Annotated in this window: 10 protein-coding genes; all 10 read left to right on the forward strand. The window is 70.2% G+C overall.

The features are described from left to right. The coding region (locus tag AB4Y91_RS16670; RefSeq protein ID WP_441419532.1) for an Ig-like domain-containing protein at positions 1-5,142 on the forward strand (5,142 nt) is incomplete at its 5' end. A 97-nt stretch (positions 5,143-5,239) separates the two neighbouring features. Next, positions 5,240-6,211: an AAA family ATPase gene (locus AB4Y91_RS16675; protein ID WP_441419533.1), complete on the forward strand. Its 972-nt coding sequence runs from the start codon at positions 5,240-5,242 to the stop codon at positions 6,209-6,211. 75 nt (positions 6,212-6,286) lie between these two features. Further along, a complete protein-coding gene (locus AB4Y91_RS16680) occupies positions 6,287-7,618 on the forward strand; it encodes a DUF58 domain-containing protein (protein ID WP_441419534.1) in 1,332 nt (443 codons plus the stop codon). Then, positions 7,615-10,182 carry a transglutaminase-like domain-containing protein gene (locus tag AB4Y91_RS16685; RefSeq protein ID WP_441419535.1) on the forward strand — a complete coding sequence of 856 codons (2,568 nt, stop codon included), beginning with the start codon at positions 7,615-7,617 and terminating at the stop codon, positions 10,180-10,182. Before AB4Y91_RS16680 ends, AB4Y91_RS16685 begins: the two co-directional genes overlap by 4 nt. Continuing rightward, entirely contained in the window at positions 10,179-11,645 is a 1,467-nt protein-coding gene (locus AB4Y91_RS16690) for an RDD family protein (protein ID WP_441419536.1), read from the forward strand. Before AB4Y91_RS16685 ends, AB4Y91_RS16690 begins: the two co-directional genes overlap by 4 nt. Further along, a complete protein-coding gene (locus AB4Y91_RS16695; RefSeq protein ID WP_441419537.1) occupies positions 11,642-12,619 on the forward strand; it encodes a PP2C family protein-serine/threonine phosphatase in 978 nt (325 codons plus the stop codon). Before AB4Y91_RS16690 ends, AB4Y91_RS16695 begins: the two co-directional genes overlap by 4 nt. Next, on the forward strand, positions 12,606-14,351 hold the full coding sequence (locus AB4Y91_RS16700) for an FHA domain-containing protein (RefSeq protein ID WP_441419538.1): 1,746 nt from the start codon (positions 12,606-12,608) through the stop codon (positions 14,349-14,351). Before AB4Y91_RS16695 ends, AB4Y91_RS16700 begins: the two co-directional genes overlap by 14 nt. After that, on the forward strand, positions 14,348-16,006 hold the full coding sequence (locus AB4Y91_RS16705) for a serine/threonine-protein kinase (RefSeq protein ID WP_441419539.1): 1,659 nt from the start codon (positions 14,348-14,350) through the stop codon (positions 16,004-16,006). Before AB4Y91_RS16700 ends, AB4Y91_RS16705 begins: the two co-directional genes overlap by 4 nt. A gap of 69 nt (positions 16,007-16,075) precedes the next feature. Beyond that, a complete protein-coding gene (locus AB4Y91_RS16710) occupies positions 16,076-16,780 on the forward strand; it encodes a hypothetical protein (protein ID WP_441419540.1) in 705 nt (234 codons plus the stop codon). Then, positions 16,777-21,222, forward strand: coding sequence for an FtsK/SpoIIIE domain-containing protein (locus AB4Y91_RS16715; RefSeq protein WP_441419541.1), 4,446 nt, complete (start codon positions 16,777-16,779; stop codon positions 21,220-21,222). The genes AB4Y91_RS16710 and AB4Y91_RS16715 overlap by 4 nt, the downstream gene beginning before the upstream one ends. Positions 21,223-21,495 lie beyond the last annotated feature (273 nt).

The raw sequence follows: 21,495 nt of genomic DNA on the forward strand, positions 1-21,495 counted from the left end.
GTGGATGTGCCGAAGGCGTCCGCGTCGCCGTCGTATGTGTTCCGGGTGAACCGGGACGTGGTGGTGCTCAATGATGTGAATTCGGGCAATGTGTGGCTGGTGAACCAGAACATGCAGCTGGTGAACAACTGGGACGACGTCATCCCGCCCAAGAACCAGTCCAACGACCAGGACCAGGAATCAGCGGACAACAACACTGTCAACATCCTCCCGGACCGCACCAAGCCCAACCGGCCCCCGGAAACCAAGCCCGACGCCGTCGGCGTCCGTCCCGGCCGCACCACGGTGCTGAGCGTGCTGGACAACGACTCCGACCCCGACGGCGACGTCCTGACCGCCGCCGTCTCCGGCAACGGCCCCAAGGCCGGCAGCCTCGAAAGTATCTACGGCGGCACGGCCTTCCAAGTCACCGTCCCGGCCGACGCGAAACCCGGCACCGAAACCTTTGGCTACAACGCCGCGGACGGCCGCGGCCTGTCCGCAGGCGGCAGCATCACCCTCAGCGTCGTGGGCGATGACGAAAACAAACCCCCGCTCTTCAAGCGCGGGGAGCCCACCACCATGCTCGTGGAGCAGGGCAAGACCGTCAGCCAGAACATCCTCACCGACTGGACCGATCCCGACGGCGACGACCTGGTCCTGATGGACGCCAAGGCGGACAACGACCAGGACCAGGTCAAGGTCCGCCGCGACGGCCTGCTCAGCTACCAGGATTCCGGGGCGGCCCCCGGCAAGAAGACCGTCACCGTCACCGTCTGGGACGGCCGGGCCACCACCACCGGCAAGGTGATCGTCAACGTCCAGCCCCCCGGTGCCCTGCAGCCGGTGGTCAACGCGGACCACGTGAGCGCCGTCGTCGGCCAGGACCTCGTGATCGCACCGCTGAAGAACGACGTCGACCCCAACGGCGGCGCCCTGCGCCTGGCCCAGGTGGAAGCGGCCGGAACCGCCGAGCTGGGCCCCGTGACCGACGGCGGAACGTTCACCTTCCGCAGCAACACCCCGGGCCCGGTCTACCTGAGCTACATCGCCAGCAACGGCCCGCAAAGCACCCAGGGCCTGATCCGGGTGGACGTGGAGTCCGGCAAGGACACCGGCGACCCCGTGGCCGTGCACGACGTCGCGCTGCTGCCGGCCGGCGGCAGCGTGCTGGTGGACCCGCTCGCGAACGACTCGGACCCGGCCGGGGGAGTGCTGGTGCTGCAGTCCGTGCAACTGCCCGGGAACGCCACCGCCTCCGTCAGTGTGATCGACCACGCCGTGCTGCGGATCACCGACATCACCGGCACCAAGGAACCGTTCATCTTCCGCTACACCATGTCCAACGGCTCCAAGTCCGCCACCGGAAGCGTCTCCGTGGTCCCCGTTCCGGCACCCGCCGTCGTCGAGGCGCCCCAGCCCAAGCCGGACGAGGTGAACGTCCGCGTCAACGACGTCGTCACCATCCCCGTCCTGGCCAACGACACGCACCCGCAGGGCCAAAAGCTGACCGTGGACCCGGTGCTGCCGCAGCCCGTCCCGGCCACGGACGGCAAAAGCTTCGTCTCGGAAAACACGCTGCGCTTCATTGCCGGCGGCGTGCCCAAGACCGTCCGGGCCATCTACAACGCCGCGGACCCTCAGGGCCAGAAGAGCGCCGCGGCCGTCACCATCCACATCCTTCCGCTGGAAGGCGCGCAGAACTCACGGCCGCAGCCGAAAAACCTCACCGCCCGCGTGGTGGCCGGCGGCTCGGTCCGGATTCCCGTGGAACTCGACGGGATCGACCCCGACGGCGACTCCGTCCAGCTGACCGGCATCGACAGCACCCCCTCGATGGGAACCGCCACCGCCGGAAGCACCTTCATCGACTTCACCGCAGCCGGCGACGGCGCCGGTACCGACACCTTCCGCTACAAGGTCGTTGACCGGCAGGGCGCCGTGAACACCGGCACCGTCACCGTCGGCATCGCCCCACGCGGGGACACCAACCAGAAGCCGACGCCCGTGGACGACGCCGTTGCCGTGCGTCCCGGCCGCCAGATCGCCGTCGACGCCACCGGCAACGACACCGATCCCGACGGCGACCCGATCCGGATCCTGGCCGGCGGCATCGAAGCCGCCCCCGAGCTGCAGGCCACGGTCAGCAAACAGAGCGGCCGCATCATCCTGCTGGCCCCGGGCCAGGAAGGCACCGTTAACGTCCGCTACAAGGTTGCCGACGACCGCGGCGCCACGGCCCAGGCCGCCGTCGCCGTCAAGGTCCAAAAGGACGTGCCCCTGCAGGCACCCATCGCCCGCGACGACCGGGTGACCTCCGCCCAAACGCTCGGCAAGACCGCCGTCGACGTCCCGGTGCTCAAGAACGACGAAGACCCCGACGGCGTCGGCGAAAACCTCAAGGTCAGCACCGAGGCCAAGACCGCCCGGCCCGGCACCGAGGGCAACATGATCGTCGAACTCACCGAACAGCCGCAGCTGATCCCCTACACCGTCGAAGACGTCGACGGCCAGAAATCAACGGCCATCATCTGGGTGCCCGGCATCGGTCAGCAGGTGCCCACGCTGGCCAAGGACGACGTCGTGGAAGTGGTTGCGGGACAGTCGGTCACCGTGGACCTCAAGGAGTGGGTCAAGGTCCGCGACGGCCGCTCGCCGCGCCTGACCCAGACGGACCGGATCAAACTGATCGGCGCCGACGGCTCAGATCCGGTCGCCAACAACGGCACCGCCCTGAAGTACACGGCCGGCCAGGACTACGCGGGCCCCGGCTCGCTCAGCTTCGAGGTCACCGACGGCACCGGCCCGGACGATCCGGCCGGCCTGAAATCAACGCTTAGCATCCGCACCAAGGTCCTCCCGGACCCCAACCGGAACAACCCGCCCGTGCTGCTGGGCAGCCAGGTGGACCTGCCGAAGGGCGACGCCACCAGCGTGGACCTGGCCCGGCTCACCACGGACCCGGACGACGGCGACGTGCAGAACATGAAGTACGAACTGGCGGGCAACGTCCCACCCGGCTTCGACGCCCGAGTCGAGGGACAGGCCCTGAAGCTCTCTGCCAAGGACGGCAGCGACGCCGGCGCGGACGGCGCCGTGCAGGTGAAGGCCAAGGACCCCCGCGGCCTCGAAACCACCGCAACGTACCGGTTCACGGTCACCGCCTCCAACCGGCCCAAACCCGTGGCCAACGACGACCTCGAGCCGAACGCCGCCGCCGGCAAACCGGCCACCGTGCCCGTCCTGGCCAACGACTCGAATCCGTTCCCTGAGTCGCCGCTCAAAATCGTCGCCGCGACCGCCGAAACCGGCTCCGGGAACGTCGGCGTCGAGGGCGGCAACGTCGTGGTCACACCGGCCGCAGGGTTCTCCGGCACCATGGTCGTGGCCTACACCATCGCCGACAAGACCGAGGACCCGTCCCGCCAGGCCACGGCCCGGATCCGGCTGACCGTCAAGGACCGGCCGCTGGCACCCACCACTCCGCAGGCGGCGAGCGTGGGGGACGGCACCGCGTTGCTGAACTGGACCGCGCCGGCGGACCGGGGATCCCCGATCACCAAGTACACGGTGTACGGCGAGGGCGGATTCCGGCAGGACTGCCCGGCGAACAGCTGCACGCTCACCGGCCTGACCAACAACGCGAAGTACCACTTCCAGGTCACGGCCACCAACGCCATCGACGAATCCGAACGCTCCCCGGCGTCGGCCGAGGTGCGCCCCGACGTCAAGCCGGATACCCCAGCGGCGCCGTCGCTGAAATTCGGCGACAAGCAACTGGCGGTGACGTGGGTTGCCCCGGCCTCCAAGGGCTCGCCGGTCAAGTCCTACGATCTGGAAATTTCGCCCGCGCCGGCGGGGCAAAACGCGCAGATCCAGAACCTCACGTCGGTCAGCTACGTCTGGAAGGGCCTGGAGAACGGCGTGGCCTACAAGGTCCGGGTCCTGGCCCGCAACGACGCCAAGGAGCCCTCCGAATGGAGCGGTTACTCCGCCGCGGAAACCCCGGCGGGCAAGCCGGCAACCCCGGCGGCGCCGAGTGCGGCGTCGGCCAGCTCGGTGGGGAACCAGAGCCAGCTCCGGGTGAGCTGGGCGGCGCCGGACAACAACGGCGACGCCGTGTCCTCCTACACCCTGACCACGCTGCGCGGCGGAGCCGCCGTGGCCACGCAGAAGGTCTCCGACACCTCGCAGAACGTCACGGTGGACAACTCGGAGGCCGATTACACGTTCACCGTGGCCGCCACCAACAAGGCCGGCACGTCAGGGATTAGCCCGCAGTCCGCCCCCATCCGGGCCGCCGGCAAACCCGGCACGGTCAGCAGTGGTACCGTTGCCGCGCCCGGCAACAGCGGAGAACTGAAAGTCACCTTTACGCCGCTGACCCAGGCCCAGCGCAATGGCTCGCAGGCCTCGGAGATCAGCTACCGCTGGTCCACGGCGTACGGCTCGGGCCCGATCAACGCCCCGGGCGGTACCATCACCGGCCAACCCAACGGCAAGAACGTCACGGTGAACATCATCGCCGTTTCCACGAAGAACAACGTCTCCGGGGACGGCAAGAACATCGGTTCGGCCGTTCCTTATGGCCAGCCGGGGCGCCCCAGCCTCACCGGGGAGACTTCCTCCAAGGGCGACGGGCAGGTGCACTGGACCTGGACCCAGCCGAACGATGGCGGCCGGCCGATCAACCGGTACGAAGTGAACTACGACGGCACCGGCTGGAAGAGCGTCGGGCTGACCCTCCGCTACGATCACAACGCAGGCGGCTGGAGTCAAACCCACACCCTGAAGGTCCGCGCTTGCAACGGCACCGACGGCAACAACGACTGCGGCTTTGACGACACCGCCAGAGCCACCTCCGGGGCTGACCCGGCGCCGCCGCCGCCAACGTCCTGGTCCATCCGGGCCACCCCGGTGCGCACCTGCACGGAACCCAGCAGCAGCACGGACAGCTACCGGAACAGCAACCCGGACCAGTGCATCAGCCCGGGCAAGTGGTTCGACACCGGCATCACCGCGCAGGCGGACTACTACGTCCGCTGGGGCTCGTCCGGCCGGCTCTGGTACCACCTGACGTCCGGCCCCGCCGCCGGCAACTTTGCCCGGGGAGACACCACCAGCCTGGGCTCCACCCCGCCGGCGGGAATGCCCCAGCGATGACCGCAATCCTTTCCCCTGAACTAAACGCCGGCCATCGCGGGGACTCCCCGCCGGCGCACACCCCAACGCATTACCCGAATGGAAGAGGAACCAGCGCATGACGATGACAACTGAGCAGGCCGAATGGTTTGCCGGCACCTTTGAGAAGCTCGTTGCCAACGTGGGGCAGGCCGTGCTGGGGAAGGCGCATGTCATCCGGCTGACCTTCACGGCCATGCTGGCCGAAGGCCACGTGCTTTTCGAGGACGCTCCCGGAACCGGCAAGACCTCACTGGCCCGCGCCCTTGCGGCGACCGTCCAGGGCTCCAACAACCGCATCCAGTTCACCCCGGACCTGCTGCCCTCGGACGTCACGGGCGTAACCATCTACGACCAGAAGACGCAGAAGTTCGAGTTCCACAAGGGCCCGATCTTCAACAACATCGTCCTCGCCGACGAGATCAACCGCGCCTCGCCCAAGACCCAGTCGGCGTTGCTGGAGGTCATGGAGGAGTCCCGGGTCACCGTGGACGGCTCCACCTACGAGGCCGGCCGGCCGTTCATGGTCATGGCCACCCAGAACCCGATCGAGCAGGCCGGCACCTACCGCCTGCCCGAGGCGCAGCTGGACCGCTTCCTGATCAAGACCTCCATCGGCTACCCGGACCACGCCTCCACCGTGCAGCTGCTCGGCGGCGCCAACCTCAAGGACCGCTCGAAGGACATCACGGCCGTAATCACCACCCAGGCCGTCGCGGACATGGCCGACCTCGCCGCCACCACCCACGTGGACACCGCGGTGCTGGAATACATCTCCCGGCTCTGCGAGGAGACCCGCAGCGCCCCGGAGACCCGCCTGGGCGTGTCCGTCCGCGGCGCCCTCGCGATGGTCCGTGCGGCCAAGGTCTGGGCGGCGAGCCAGGGCAGGAACTTCGTCCTGCCCGACGACGTCAAGGACCTCGCCGCCGTCGTCTGGACCCACCGCCTGGTGATGGACCCGGAGGCGGAGTTCTCCGGCGCCACCGCCGAGGCCGTCCTGGCACGGGTGCTGGCCGACGTCGCCGCCCCGCAGCAGCGGGCCGCCGTCTAAGCGGCGCCTCCGACCGAGTCCAGCCGCGGGGCCCCGATTCCAGCCCCGCAACCATGCACGAACAAAGGCACCCATATGTCCACCAGCACCCCGTTGACTCGGCTTGCTGAACGCCTGAAGCGCCCCCTGTCCCGGGCCGCCGGTCCCTCCCGGCTGCACCCCTCCGCCGTCTGGGCCGAGGCCCGCAGCGCCGCCGCCCTGGCCCTGGACCCGGCCTGGCGCGCCATCCGCGGGCGCTTCCGCCGGCACCTCTGGCCCGTGCTCTCCGTCGTGAGCGTGCTCGGCTGGTCCGTGCTGGCAGCCTCAATATTGCTGTGGAGCGCCGGCCAGGCCTACGGCTGGCAGGAAGCCAAGGCCGCCGCGATCGCCGCCTTCGTCCTGCTGGTGCTGGCGGTCGGCTTCATCCTGGGCCGCTCCTCCTACGGCGTGCTGCTGGACCTCGCCCGGACCCGGGTGGCCGTCGGGGACAGCGCCGTCGGCAGCATCGCGGTGTCCAACACCTCCGCCCGCCCGCTGCTGCCCGCCGCGCTGGAACTCCCGGTGGGAGCCGCCACCGCCGTGTTCCACCTGCCCCGGATGAAGCCCGGACAGGTCCACGAGGACCTCTTCACCATCCCCACCGCACGCCGCGCCGTGATTGTGGTGGGCCCGGTCCGGTCCGTGCGCGCCGACCCCCTGCACCTGCTGCGCCGCCAGGTGCTCTGGACTGAACCCGAGGACCTCTACGTGCACCCGAAGACCGTGGCCCTGGCCGGTTCCGCCGCGGGCTTCATCCGCGACCTGGAGGGTATGCCCACCACCGACCTCTCCAGCGCCGATGTCTCCTTCCACGCGCTGCGCGACTACGTTCCCGGCGATGACCGGCGGCACATCCACTGGAAGACCACGGCCCGGACCAACAAGCTCATGGTGCGCCAGTTCGAGGAGACCCGGCGGGCACACCTGGCCATTTCGCTCTCCACCAACACGGACGAGTACGCCTCCGAGGAGGAGTTCGAGCTGGCCATCTCCGCCGCCGCCTCGATCGGACTGCAGGCCATCCGGGAACAGCGCGACCTCGACGTCCTCACCCAGCAGGGGCCGCTGCGCTGCCAGACCGGCCGGAACATGCTCGATGACATGACCCGGATTGTCGGCGCGCCGCAGCGCAAGAACGCCGTCGACCTCGCCCGGACCCTGGCCGACACCGTGCCCAACGCCTCCGTGGTGTTCTTCGTGGTGGGCAGCAACGTCACCCCCACCCAGTTGCGCTCCGCCTCGGCTTCGGTCCCGCCGGGCGTGCGCAGCCTCGCCGTCCGGATCCAGGCCGGGGCCGCCCCGGCCCGGGCCAACATCGCGGACCTGACCGTGCTCACCCTGGGCGATCTCTCCGAACTGGCCATCGTGCTCAGGAAGGCGGCCGCATGAGCAACGCCACGGGCTTCCGGCCCCGCAACAACACCGCGGCACCCCGCCGCTCCGGCTTCGCCGACGGTCAGCCGGCCTGGCACTACCTGCTCGACGCCGGCGCCCTCACCCTGCTGCTGGGGCTCGGCGTGCTCGGCTTCAGCCTCAGCTTCGGCGGCGACCCGTACTACCTGGCCGCCGGTTTCGGCGGCATCCTGCTGGGCCTCGGCGTCGCTGCCGCCAAGGTGCACTTCCGGCTCGGAGTGCTGATCACCACCGCGCTCGCGGTGGGCGCCTACCTGGTTTTCGGCACCGGCCTGGCCGTGCCGGAAGCCTCGATCGCCGGCTTCCTGCCCAGCCTCGAATCGCTGCGGACCCTGCTGGTGGGCGTGGTCTTCGCCTGGAAGGACATGCTGACCGTCGGCGTGCCGGTCGGGACCGCGGGCGGCACGCTGATCGTCCCGTTCCTGAGCTCGCTGCTGACCGCCCTGGCTGCCGGGCTGCTTATCTGGCGGCTCAAGAGCCCGTACTGGCCGCTGCTGCCGGTGCTGCTGTTGTTCATCACCGGCATCGCGTTCAGCACCAACGCCGGCTTCCTCACCGTGGAACGCGGCATCTCGCTGACCGTGGTCGCGATCGCCTGGGCCACCTTCCGCCGCGACGCCCTGCGCAGCAGCGACACCCGCAAGGTATCGGTGAACCGGCCGGACACGGACCAGGCGGCTGCCCGCACTGCGCGGCTCCGCCGGGTGGGCACCGCCGCCGCGGTGATCGCCGTCGCCGTCGGGATCACCGCCGTCGCGTCCCCGCTGGTGGCCGCCGGTGACGACCGGAAGGTGCTGCGCAACACGATCGTGCCGCCGTTCGACCCGAAGGACTACGTCACACCGCTGGCGAGCTTCCGCAACTTCGTCAAGGACAAGAAAGACGACAACCTCTTCCTGGTCAAGGGCCTGCCCAAGGACGGCCGGGTACGGCTCGCCGCCTTGGACGCCTTCAACGGCACCAACTACAACATGGACCCGAACGGTTCGGGCAGCTTCAGCAAGGTGGGCGACGCGAAGTCCCTGAACACCCTCGCCGACACCACCGGAATCGTGCCGACCAACAACTACACCCTGGACATCACGATCGAGGACTACCAGGGCTACTTCCTGCCGGGCGGCCGCAAGACCACCGGCATCAGCTTTGCCCGGGACGGCTCGGGCGCAGCCTCCGGGCTGTACTTCAACTCCGGCACGGACACCGCCGTGACCACCCGCGGGCTGGGCAAGGGCGATTCCTACAGCGTCCAGGTGGCGGACCCTGCGATGCTGGAGCACGGCCAGCTGACCCAGTACGACTTCGCCAAGGTGTCGCTGCCGGACCCGGGCGAGGTCCCGCCGGTGGTCGGTTCGCAGGCGAACGACCTCGCCGCCGACGCGCCCACCGCGATCGACCGGGTCCGCCAGATTGAGGCGCATTTCCAGAAGAAGGGTGCCTTCAGCAACGGCCTGATCGCCGACGGGCAGCTCCCCAGCGTCTCCGGCCACAGCTCCAACCGCATCCGCAGCCTGCTGACGGCCAAGCAGATGCTCGGCGACGACGAACAGTACGCCGTCGCCATGTCCCTCATGCTGCGTCATCTGGGTATCCCCTCCCGCGTGGTGATGGGCTTCTACCCGGACCCGAAGAGCCCGGAAAAGGGTGCGGGCGAAGTGCAGATCACCGGCAAGGATGTGCACGCCTGGGTTGAGGTCGCTTTCGACCGGGTGGGCTGGGTGTCCTTCGATCCCACGCCGCCCAAGGACAACGTGCCGATCCCGCCGGATCCGGAGAACAAGTCCAAGCCCAAGCCGCAGGTCCTGCAGCCGCCGCCCCCGCCGCAGGAACCGGCCGAACTGCCGCCGGACTCCTCGCCGGACGCGCTCGACGCCGACCAGAAGAAGAACAACCCCTGGCTGTTCTGGGGTCCCCTGCTCGCCGCGATCGGCACGGCGCTGATACCGGTGGCGGTCCTCGCGCTGCCGCTGCTGCTGATCGCGCTGCTGAAATCCCGACGCCGGAAGGCCCGGTTCACCGACGGGCACCCCGCGCAGCGCGTCGGCGGCGGCTGGAGCGAGGTGCTGAGCCTCGCGACCGACCTCGGCGCCGGCGTGGACAACCGCGCCACCCGCCGGGAGTCCGCCGTCGTGCTCGGCGAAGCGTTCCCCGGGAGCCAGGGCACCACCACGCTGCTCGCCCACCGCGCCGACGCCGCCATTTTCGGGGCAGCCGAGCCGAGCGAGGAGCAGGTACGCGAGTACTGGGAGATCGTGGACGGCTCGCTCAAGGAGATGACCGGGACCGTGGGCTTCTGGCGCCGCCAGCAGGCCCGCTTCTCGCCACGCTCACTGCTGGCCGACGGCCGGGCCGCGCTGAAGCTGAGCGGACTCCGCCCGGTCCTGCCCGGCCGGCGCCGCGGCGGCGGGGTTCCCGGCGGCTCCGGCCCGGTGTCCGGTCCGGCTGCGGTTGACCCGGCCAGCTTCGGTCCAGCTAGTACAGTGGAGCCCGGTCCGCACCAGGAACCACAGGGAACAGCCAGGAAGAACCGCAACGAGCCATGACCGACGACGTTGAGCGCTGCCCGCGCTGCCACCAGCCGATCCGGCCCGGCGCCGCGTTCTGCACCTCCTGCGCGGCGCCGCTGATCAACCGGTCGGCGCGCAACGCCGGGCGGGCGGACCCAACACCCGGTACTATCCCGGTAGCGCCTTCCGGGCACGGCGGTTCGTTCGCGCCGGGGCAGGCACCTGCCGGAGTGCAGCTGAACGGACAGGGTGTCCACGGACAAGGGGGAGGTACCGTTTTGCCGAACAAGCTTGAGCTGGTTCCCGCGGACGCCGGAAAACGGCTCGGCGCGGCGGTGCTGGACTGGACCGGCCCTGTGGCGCTCCTGGTGGTGCTCTTCGCCGTCGGCTTCGCCGGCGTCACCCAATCACGCAGCGCCGGCACCATCGTCTACAACACCTCCTCGCTGGTGCTCTTTGGCGGCATCGGGCTTGGGGCCACGCTCGTCTACACCCTGGTCCAGGCCATGATCGAGGGCCGGTCCGGCAACACCCTCGGCAACCGCATCGTGGGGATCCGCAGCGCCGACGCCGATGGGTACGCGCCCGGCGGCGGAGCGGTCTTCCTCCGCGGCCTGATCACCGGGGCCGGTGTGCTGCTGGCCGCCCTGGCCGCCGTGCTGGTGGTGGTCTTCCAGTGGTTCGGCGCCGCGCTGGTGATCCTCGGACCGCTCGCCCTGGTGGGTGGCGCCTGGGCCGTCCTCGTGGTCGTCTCCAACACCTGGGATCCCAACAGCAGGCTGCGCGGCTGGCACGACACCGCCGCCAAGACCCTCGTCTTCGACATCAAGGCCGGCCGGAACCCGATCACCACCGGCGGCATCCAGGGCCCCTACAGCTTTGCCCCGCTGGACCTTCCGCCGGTGCAGCAAGTCGCCTCGCCGGTGGCCGGCGCCGCCCGGCTGCAGCCGCAGGCGCCCGCGGCCGTGCCGGCTTCCGTGCCCGTCCCCGCGCCCGCTCCGGCAGCGGCTCCGCCGGCATCCTTCCGGCCAATGCCCGCCGACGCCGGCGCCGCCCCGATCGAGGCCGTCCGGAGCCAAGCCGTGAATGGCCGTGCGTTCAGCGCACACCCCGACGACGACCACGACCGCACGCAGGTCCGCGGCGACAGCTCCGCGCCGGTCACCGTGGCCATCCTGCGGATCAGGATCGACGACGGCCGGGAGGTGGAACTGGACCGGTCCCTGCTGATTGGGCGCAACCCCGCCGGCCACCCCGGCGAGGAATCCGTGCAGTTGCTGCCGGTGGCCGACCCGGGACGCTCCATCTCCAAGACCCACCTCCATGTGCTGGCCGGAAACGGCGGCATCTGGGTGACGGACCGCAACTCCACCAACGGGAGCGCCGTCACGACGCCGGACGGTGTCCGCACCGCACTGGCACCCGGGGAACCCACCCACGTACGCCCCGGATCCACCGTGCACTTCGGTGACCGCTCCTTCTACCTAGGACAGGCATGACATCCCAGCCGGCATCCGTTCCTCCCGCCGAAGCCCCCGGAACCACCCCCAGCAGTGTCCCGAGCAGTGCCCCCAGCCTGCGGCTCAATTGTGGCTACGGCACGGACCGCGGCCTGCGCCGTGAGATGAACGAGGACTCCTTCATCGCGGCCGATCCGGTCTTTGCGGTCGCCGACGGCATGGGCGGCCATGAGGCCGGCGAGATCGCGAGCGGCATTTGCGTGCGCACCCTCTCCGAAATTCCCCAGCTCGCCACGGGGGAGCGGAACGCCACCGCCGCCGTCGTCCAGCAGTACCTGCTCGAAGCCGACGCCGGCATCCGCGAGGCGACCGGCTCCCGCGCCGGCACCACCCTCTCCGGCGTCGTCGTGGTGGAACAGTCGGGCATCCCGTACTGGCTGGTGCTCAACATCGGCGACTCCCGTACCTACCGGCTCAGCCAGGGCAAGCTCAGCCAGGTGAGCGTGGACCATTCCGAGGTGCAGGAGCTGGTTGATGCCGGGGAGATCACCGCGGCCGAGGCCGCCGTCCACCCGCGCCGCCACGTCGTCACCCGTGCGCTCGGCACCGGCGACGAGACCGAAGCCGACTACTGGCTGCTGCCCGTCGAGGAGGGGGACCGGATCCTGGTCTGCTCGGACGGGCTCAACGGCGAGCTCGACGACGAGCAGATTGCCCGCATCCTGGTCTCCGAGCCGGATCCGCAGGCCGCCGTGGACGAGCTGATCCAGGCAGCCCTGCGCAGCGGCGGCCGCGACAACGTCACCTGCATCGTGGTGGACGCGAGCAACGTGGCGAACGACGACGGCGCTCAGACCGCCCCGCGCACGCCGGCGGAGGCCGAAGACGAAAACACCCTGCCGCGCACCGAGGTGCTGGACGTCGCCCCCGACGGCGGAGTCGCCGGCACCGCGGCGGAGCACGAAGGCGGGGCCGCGGCCGGATCAGGCGAGGAGCCCCATGGCGTCCGCTAACCGGCCGGGCGATGTCAGCTACACGCCGGGAACCTGGCTGGGCGTGGTCCGCTCCGGAACTGTGGTGTTGCTGCGCCCGGACACCGACCGCGCCCTGGTCGACTCGCTCTGGACCCTGCTGGCCGGAGACCCGGAGATTCATGAGGTCCTGGACGCCGTGACCTCGGCCTCGGGCGGCTCGCTCGCCCGGCTGCCCTGGTTCGGGATCGTGGGGTTGCGCGGTTCGCTGCAGGTGTTCCTGCGCGGCGAGATCGATCTGGAGGTCCGGCTGGACGGCGGGGAATCCGTCGCGCTCAGCGGCCGTGACGTGACCACCTGGACCGAACGGCGCTTTGCGGCGGCCGAGAACTTCAGCGTGGACATCCCCGCGGCAACTGCCACCGCCCCGGCGGGCGCGCTGCCGCTGGGCGACGGCGTGGTCCTGCTGCAGGGACTGTCCTGCGGTCTGTCCGCAAACCCGTCCGCCGCCGCCGTGCGGCCGGACGCGGCGCCCCATATTGCCGTCCCCGACGGCGTCCCCACGGCTCTCCCCGGCGCCGTGCCTGAAGCCGCCGTCGAGGACCAGTTGCTGGCCGCCGCCGAAGCGGACATCGCCGCGGAACTGAGCGATCTCGGCAGTTCGGCCGACACGGTGCTGGAACTTCCGGAGGAGGAGCTCGACGCCGGACTCGCCACGGAGGCGGCCGCCCCTCCGTCGCCGGAACCCGCAGATCCGGAACCCGCAGAGCAGGAGCCTGCCGAGCCTGAGCCCGCCGAGCAGGAGCCTGCCGAGCAGGAGCCGACCAGCAGCTACGACCACCTCTGGGAACAGACGGTGATGCGGAACATCGAAGACGCCGCCGTGCGCGAGGATCCTGAGGCCGAGGAGGAACCCGCGCCGGAGCCGTCCGACGCCGGGGAACCCGACCCCGCCGCAGCGGCTATCGCCCCGGCGGAGGAACAGGCGGAGGAGCCCGCGGCACTCCGGGCGCCCGAGCCGGCAGCCCGCCCGGCCGTCCCCAGCGGGCTGATCGACTCGGTGCCCTGGCGCACCGGCGGCGAGCGGACGCCCGACGCCCCGCTGGCGCCGCGCGCCCCCGGTCCCGTCGCGCCGCCGTCGCTGTTGACCCCGCCCTCCCCGCAGCCCGCCGGCCAGGTTCCGGCGCCGGCCGGTGATGCCGACCACGACGGCCAGACCATCATGAAGAGCGCCCTCAACGGCAGCCCCGCCGCACGCCCGGGACCCTCTCCCGCCAAAGACACAACCAAAGACACAGCCAAAGACCCCGCCACGGGCCCCATGGTGCTGGCCCGGGTGTGCCCGCAGGGCCACGCGAACCCGCCCACCAACGCCCAGTGCGCCTACTGCGGCCAGGCGCTGCCCGGGGACGGTGTCCAGGTCCGCCGCCCCAGGCTGGGCCGGATGCGGCTCTCCACCGGCGAACTGATCGACCTCGACCAGTCGCTGATCGTGGGCCGGCAACCCTCCGTGTCCCGCGTGCAGGGCGCCGTAATGCCCAAACTCGTCCAGGTGGCGAGTCCCGGCGGCGACATCTCCCGCTCGCACGTAGAGGTCCGGCTCGAGGGCTGGCACGTGATGCTGTGCGACCTCAAGGCCACCAACGGCACGGTGCTGCTGCGCGAGGGCCAGGCCCCGCGCCGGCTCGCCCAGGGCGAGATGGCGATCCTGTTCGACGGCGACATTGCCGAACTGGGCGACGGCATTCAGCTGCGCTTCGAGGAGCTCCTGTGAACGCCAAACGTCCCGTCGCCCCGCCGCCCAGCATCCCGGGCTTCACCTACATCAGCCCGCTCGGCTCGGGCGGGTTCTCGGACGTCTACCTCTACGAACAGGACCGGCCGCGCCGCAGGGTGGCCGTCAAGGTGCTGCTCTCGGACCTCAAGACCGAAGGCGCCCGCCGCCGCTTCGAGTCCGAGGCAAACCTGATGGCCCAGCTGTCCTCGCACCCGTACATCGTGACGATTTTCGAGGCCGAGGTCACCGAGGCCGGGCACTCCTACCTGGCCATGGAGTACTGCTCCCGGCCGAGCCTGGACGTCCGCTACCGCCGCCAGCGTTTCAGCGTGGACGAGGTCCTGGCAGTCGGCATCCAGGTGGCCTCCGCCGTCGAAACCGCGCACCGCGCCGGCATCGCGCACCGCGACATCAAACCGGCGAACATCCTCGTCACGGACTACAACCGGCCGGCGCTGACCGACTTCGGCATCTCCGGCACCCTGGCCGGGGACCAGGACGAGGACGCGGGCATGTCCATCCCGTGGTCCCCGCCGGAACAGTTCAGCGACCGGCAGGTCGACGGCGTGCTGGTGGACGTCTGGGCGCTCGGCGCCACGCTCTACACCCTGCTGGCCGGCCGGTCCCCGTTCGTGCTCCCGGGCGCGGACAACTCACAGCGCGAGTTGATCTCCCGGATCACCAGCTTGCCGGTGCCGAAGCTGGGCCGTGCCGACGTGCCCGAGTCCCTGGAGCTGGCCCTGGCCACGGCGATGGCCAAGTCGCCGGCCTCCCGGTACTCCTCCGCCCACGCCTTTGCCCTGGCGCTGCAACGCATCCAGGCGGAGCTGAACCTTTCCGTGACGCCGTTCGAGGTCCTCGAAGAACCCCGCGCCGACGAGCCGCACCCCGATGACACCTTCGAGGAAACCCGCGTCCGCAGCGTCGCCGCCATCGACCCCGACGCCACCGGGCACGGCCCGACCTTCCCGGCCCGGGTGCCGTCCGCAGCGTCGCCGGACGACTCAACCACCTTCAACAACCCGGGCATCCGGGACACCAGCCGGGATACCGTCCAGCGGCCCGCCGCCGGGCCGGTGTTCGCGGCGCCGCCCGCCGCCGCGGCCGCGCCGCGCCCGGAGGACGACGACGTCGCCGCCACGGTCAACCGTTCCAGCATGGCGCCGCAGGAGGACATCCGCGGCGGGAGCTCCGGCGAAGCCGGCGGTGCCCCGTCGGGCCACGGCCGCCGGAACCTCGTGCTCTCGATCGTCGGCGGCGCGGTCCTGGCGATCGCCGTCGTCGTCGGCATTATCGCCGGGACCAACGGACCCGCGCCGGCCCCCAAAGCGTCCGAGCAGCTCAGTAAACCGCCGGCGGACGCCCTGGACAACGGCACCGTCCCGGACGTGGCATCGCTCTCCGGGAGGGCGGACAATGCCGGAAAACTCACTTTCACCTGGAAGAACCCGCAGCCCAAGCCCGGCGACAGCTACAAGTGGCGGACGTACTCGCTAAAGGGCAAAGGCGACTTCCAGGCCGCCACCACGGCCAGGGTCCAGGTGGAGCCCAACCCGGCGGGGGAGACCTGTATCCAGGTGATGATTGTCCGCTCCGACGGCGCGTCCTCGCCGATGGAACAGGACTCCATCGCCTGCGCCAGGAAATCCTGAACACCACATCCCTGCCCAGGGCACACCCGAAAACACCAAGGCATACCGCCCAACAAGGAGACACCGACCATGGGGGACCTAGCGATAGATTTCTGCGGCGAATGGCACGAACCATCCGACGAGGACATCTTCAGCATCGGCCGCGAGGGCGACCTCGAAGTGGACGACAACCCGTACCTGCACCGCCAGTTCCTGCAGATCGCGCGGTATGACGGCATCTGGTGGCTCAGCAACGTCGGCAGCATGCTCTGCGCGACCATCGCGGACGCCTCCGGCGGCATGCAGGCCTGGCTCGCACCGGGGGCCCGCATTCCGCTGGTCTTCAGCCACACCAACGTGATCTTCACCGCCGGCCCCACCACCTACGAGTTTGCCGTCCACCTCCGGACCCCGGCGTTCCGGCAACAGGCCCGCAGCGAGGACAGCGGCGGAGACACCACCATCGGACCCGTGGTCTTCACCGACTCGCAGAAGGCCCTGATCGTGGCGCTCGCCGAGCCGATGCTGCGCCGCGACGGAACCGGCTTCAGCGCCATCCCCTCCTCCGCGGAAGCGGCCAAAACCCTGGGCTGGGCATTGACCCGGTTCAACAGAAAGCTGGACAACGTGTGTGACAAACTCGACCGGGTGGGAGTCGCCGGACTGCGCGGCGGAGCCGGCAAGCTCGCCACGAACCGACGCGCACGGCTCGTGGAACACGCCGTGACCTCGCATCTCGTGACCGCTGCCGACCTGGTGCTGCTCGAAACACAGCGCGGAGGGGACGAAGGATGAGGATCCGGCTGACCCTGCGCCGCGACCCCGCCGAGGCCAAGGACCTCGCTGTCACGGTCGACGGCCTGGCCACGGTGGCGGACATCGCCACCGAGCTCTGGGCGGCGGACCCGGCACGGCGCGGAACCCGGCCGCCGTCGAACCTCACGCTCAGCATCGAGGAGGCCTTCGCCGCCGGCGGCATGAAAGGCAGCGTCCTGAACCGGGAGGACAACCTGCTTGAATCCGGGCTGCGGCCCGGCTCGATCGTTGCATTGACCCAGGTCAGCGAGCAGTTCGCGGTGCCCGGGGCGAACCGGGGACCTGCGGCGGCGACCTTGCGCGTCCTCTCCGGCCCCGACGTCGGCCGCGAATTTTCGCTGCCCTCCGGCACCAGCTACATCGGCCGGGACCGGGACGTCGACGTCCGGCTGACCGACCCTTTGACCTCCAAGCGGCACGCCCGCATCACGGTGGGCGAAACCGTGGAAATCGTGGACACGAACTCCGCCAACGGCCTGCTGATGGACGGCCTGCCGGTCAGCCGCGCCACGCTGAACTCCTCGGACACCGTCACGCTCGGGGACACCACCGTGTCCGTGGTCTCCCTGGGCGGGAGCCAGGGCGCGGCGCCGAGCTCCCCGCTGATCAATTTCAACCGCTCGCCCCGCGTCGTGCCCCGCTTCGAACCGCACAAACGGACGCTGCCGGCCGGGCCGAAGCGCCAGGAGCACCACCCGTTCCCGTACATCATGCTGGTGGCCCCGCTGATGATGGGTGCCGTCATCTTTGCCGTCACGCAGAACATGATGTCCGTGATCTTCATGCTGATGATGCCGCTCTTCATCGTCGGCCACTACGTGGACCAGAAGATGCAGGGCAAGCGGGAACGCAAGGAACAACTCAAGTCATTCCGCGCCGCCATGGCCGCATTCCGTGCCGACATCACCGCGCTGCAGAAAGTGGAGCGCTCCGTCAGGCTGCAGGAAGCGCCGTCCGTCAGCGACACCGTGGACTCCATCTACAAACTGGGCCCGTTGCTCTGGACCCACCGCCCCGAGCATGCCGGCTTCCTGGGACTGCGGTTCGGGCTCGGCACGGCGCCGTCCCGGATCCAGTTCGAGGAACCGCACAGCAACGAGACCGAGCCTGAGTACATGGCCGAAATCCAGCAGTGCATCGCCCAGTTCGGCAGCATCGAGGGCGTGCCGATCGTCTCCCAGCTGCGCACCGCCGGCTCGTTCGGCCTGGCCGGGCCCCGCGGCCTCGTCGACGACGTGGCCCGCGGCATGGTGCTGCAGCTGGTGGGGCTGCATTCCCCGGCCGAAGTGGTCCTGACCGCCATCACCTCGGCGCAGTCCAAGGACCGCTGGGAGTGGCTGCAGTGGCTGCCGCACGCAGGTTCCGGCCACAGCCCGCTTAGCGGCGACCACCTCGCCGCCGGACCGGCCGGCGGCTCGGCCCTGCTGTCCAAACTTGAGGACCTGATCGACCAGCGCGAGGCCGCGGCACAGTCGCCGCGTCCGGAGCTGCGCCCCGGCCTCGCCCTGGAAGGCGCCGACATCCCGGAACCGCAACTGCCCACCGTGCTCCTGGTGGTCGAGGACGACGCCCCGGTGGACCGGGGGCGGCTCACCCGGGTGCTCGAACGCGGACCGGACTCCGGCGTGCACGTCATGTGGGTGGCCAGCTCCGTCCAGCAGCTCCCGGCAGCCTGCCGCGACTTCATGGCGGTCGACGGCGAACACGGCACCACCACCGGCCAGGTCCGGCTGGGCCGGCACACGTTCCCGGTCAGCTGCGAAAGCCTCGACGCCGGGCTCGCCGCCCAGCTGGCGCGCATGCTCGCCCCGGTGGTCGACGTCGGCAAGCCGCTCGAGGACGACTCCGACCTGCCGCGGGCGGTGTCCTACGCGACATTGATCGGCAAGGATTTCCTGGACAACCCGCAGGCCGTCGCGGACCGCTGGACCGAGAACAACTCCGTGCACGCCAGCGCCAAGCCGAACCGCAAGGACAACGGCACGCTCCGGGCCCTGGTTGGCTCCAAAGGCATCGAACCGCTCTACCTCGACCTGAAGAACGAGGGACCCCATGCCCTGGTCGGCGGCACCACCGGTGCCGGCAAGTCCGAGTTCCTGCAGTCCTGGGTGATGGGCATGGCCGCGGCGTACAGCCCGGACCGGGTGAGCTTCCTGTTCGTGGACTACAAGGGCGGCGCCGCCTTCGCGGACTGCCTGCACCTGCCGCACACTGTGGGCCTGGTCACGGACCTGTCGCCGCACCTGGTCCGCCGCGCCCTGACCTCGCTCCGCGCCGAGCTGCACCACCGCGAGCGGCTGCTGAACCGAAAGAAAGCCAAGGACCTGCTGGAACTCCAGCGCCAGGCGGACCCGGAGGCGCCGCCCTACCTGATCATCATCGTTGACGAGTTCGCCGCCCTCGCCACCGAGGTGCCGGAGTTTGTCGACGGCGTGGTGGACGTCGCCGCCCGCGGCCGCTCGCTTGGCCTGCACCTGATCCTCGCCACCCAGCGCCCCGCCGGCGTCATCAAGGACAGCCTGCGCGCCAACACCAACCTGCGCGTGGCGCTGCGGATGGCCGACGAGGACGACGCGGTGGACATCCTCGGCGTGCCCACCGCCGCGTACTTCGACCCGTCCATCCCGGGACGCGGCGCGGCCAAGACCGGGCCGGGCCGGATCCAGGGCTTCCAGACCGGCTACGCCGGCGGCTGGACCACGGAGAAGACGCAGCGCCCGCGGATCGACGTCGTCGAGATGGCCTTCGGGTCCGGCGCCCCCTGGGCCGCCCCCGCGGCCGAGACCCCGGCCCGGGAGGAACCCGCCGGGCCCAACGACATCGCCCGGATGACGGCGAACATCATCAAGGCGGCGGACGTGCTCGCCATCGAGCCTCCCCGCAAGCCGTGGCTGGATGAGCTGGCCACGACCTACGACTTCTCCCGGCTGCCGAACCCGCGCACCGACGAGCGGCTGCTCCTGGGCGTGGCGGACGACCCCGCGCACCAGGACCAGCCGACCGTCTTCTACGAACCGGACCGCGACGGCAACATGGCCATCTACGGCACCGGCGGCTCGGGTAAGTCGGCGGCCCTGCGCGGCATCGCGATCGCCGCCGCCGTGACCCCGCGCGGCGGCCCGGTCAACGTCTACGGCATCGACTGCGGTTCCTCGGGACTGAAGATGCTCGACGCGCTGCCGCACGTCGGCGAGATCATCAACGGCGACGACGTCGAACGCGTCGGCCGGCTGCTGCGCTGGCTGCGCGACCTCGCCGACGACCGTTCGGCCCGCTACGCCGAGGTCCGTGCCGCCACGATCGTGGAATACCGCGAGCTGGCCAAAATGCCGGACGAGAAGCGCATCTTCGTCCTGGTGGACGGCATGTCCGCCTTCCGCGAGGCCTACGAATACAGCAAGCTCTCGGCGCTCTGGGACATCTTCCTGCAGCTGGCCACCGACGGCCGCCCGCTCGGCATCCACCTGGTCGTCACCGGCGACCGGCCGAACGCGGTGCCGGCGTCGCTGCTCGCCTCGATCCAGCGCCGGCTGGTGCTGCGGCTGTCCTCCGAGGACGACTACATGTCCATGGATGTGTCCAAGGATGTGCTCGGCGCCGGCACCCCGCCGGGCCGCGGCCTGCTGGGCAACCTTGAGGTGCAGCTGGCGGTCCTCGGCGGGAACTCCAACCTGGCCGTGCAGGCGCGCGAGGTGCAGAAGCTTCGCGAGGCCATGCTGCGCCAGGGTGTGGAGCGGGCGCCGCAAATCGAACGCCTGCCGGAGACGGTGGACCTGGACGTGCTCCCGGCCGGCAGTCCGGACCTGCCGGTGATCGGCGTCGACGACGAGACGCTGCAGCCCGCCGAGATCCTGGCCAAGGGCCCGCTGCTGCTGGCCGGCCCGCCGGGCTCAGGCCGCACCGTGGCGCTGGTAACCCTCGCCTACGCGCTGCGCCGGTCCAACCCCGGTGTGGAACTGATCTACCTCGGCTCGCGGCGGTCCGCCGCGGCGTCGCTCAAGCTTTGGGACCGCTCCGTGGTGGGCGCGGACGACGTCGAGGAGGCCATCGACGAGCTGGTGGACTACTCCACCGGCACGCCGGGCAAGCTGGCAATCTTCATCGAGGGCCTGACGGACTTCACCGACACCCTGGCCGAGACCGGCATCGGCCGGCTGGTCACCGCGTCCATCAAGGCCGAGCAGTGGGTGGTGGGCGAATCCGAGACCTCCACCTGGTCCTCGGCCTGGTCCCTTGCACAACCGTTCAAGTCCGGCCGCCGGGGCCTGCTGCTCAACCCCGGGGACATCGAGGGCGACAGCCTGCTCAGCACCTCGCTGGGCCGGATCAGCGGGGACTTTATTCCGGGCCGCGGCTACATCGTGGGTCGCGGCAAGGTCCGCAAGCTGCAGATCGCCCTGCCGCCGGAGAACCGGAACTAGCCCGGGACCGCCCAACTGACTCGCAGTTGTTGTCGTTTTGGGCCCTCAAAACGACAACAACTGCGAGCTACTTGGGCGGGGGACCGGCCGATGGGGAGGCCTGCCCATCGACAGTTTTTTGCGCGGCAGGGTAGGTTCGAGGCATTGGATCTTCCGGATCAGCCGGGGGCCGCTGGGGATGCCGAGAGTTTCGGGTCCGGTGAACTAAGGAGTTTTTTCGAATGGCTATTTGGGGTGCAGATGTTGCTCAGCTCAAGACTCTTGGGACGAAGC

Source organism: Arthrobacter sp. YAF16 (genome assembly GCF_052113385.1).
Taxonomy (GTDB): Bacteria; Actinomycetota; Actinomycetes; order Actinomycetales; family Micrococcaceae; genus Arthrobacter.

Excerpts from the sequence above, each read along its gene's own strand:
- AB4Y91_RS16680 (WP_441419534.1), top strand. The coding sequence starts at position 6,287 with ATGTCCACCAGCACCCCGTTGACTCGGCTTGCTGAACGCCTGAAGCGC.
- AB4Y91_RS16685 (WP_441419535.1), top strand. The coding sequence starts at position 7,615 with ATGAGCAACGCCACGGGCTTCCGGCCCCGCAACAACACCGCGGCACCC.
- AB4Y91_RS16695 (WP_441419537.1), top strand. The coding sequence starts at position 11,642 with ATGACATCCCAGCCGGCATCCGTTCCTCCCGCCGAAGCCCCCGGAACC.
- AB4Y91_RS16710 (WP_441419540.1), top strand. The coding sequence starts at position 16,076 with ATGGGGGACCTAGCGATAGATTTCTGCGGCGAATGGCACGAACCATCC.
- AB4Y91_RS16690 (WP_441419536.1), top strand. The coding sequence starts at position 10,179 with ATGACCGACGACGTTGAGCGCTGCCCGCGCTGCCACCAGCCGATCCGG.
- AB4Y91_RS16675 (WP_441419533.1), top strand. The coding sequence starts at position 5,240 with ATGACGATGACAACTGAGCAGGCCGAATGGTTTGCCGGCACCTTTGAG.
- AB4Y91_RS16700 (WP_441419538.1), top strand. The coding sequence starts at position 12,606 with ATGGCGTCCGCTAACCGGCCGGGCGATGTCAGCTACACGCCGGGAACC.
- AB4Y91_RS16715 (WP_441419541.1), top strand. The coding sequence starts at position 16,777 with ATGAGGATCCGGCTGACCCTGCGCCGCGACCCCGCCGAGGCCAAGGAC.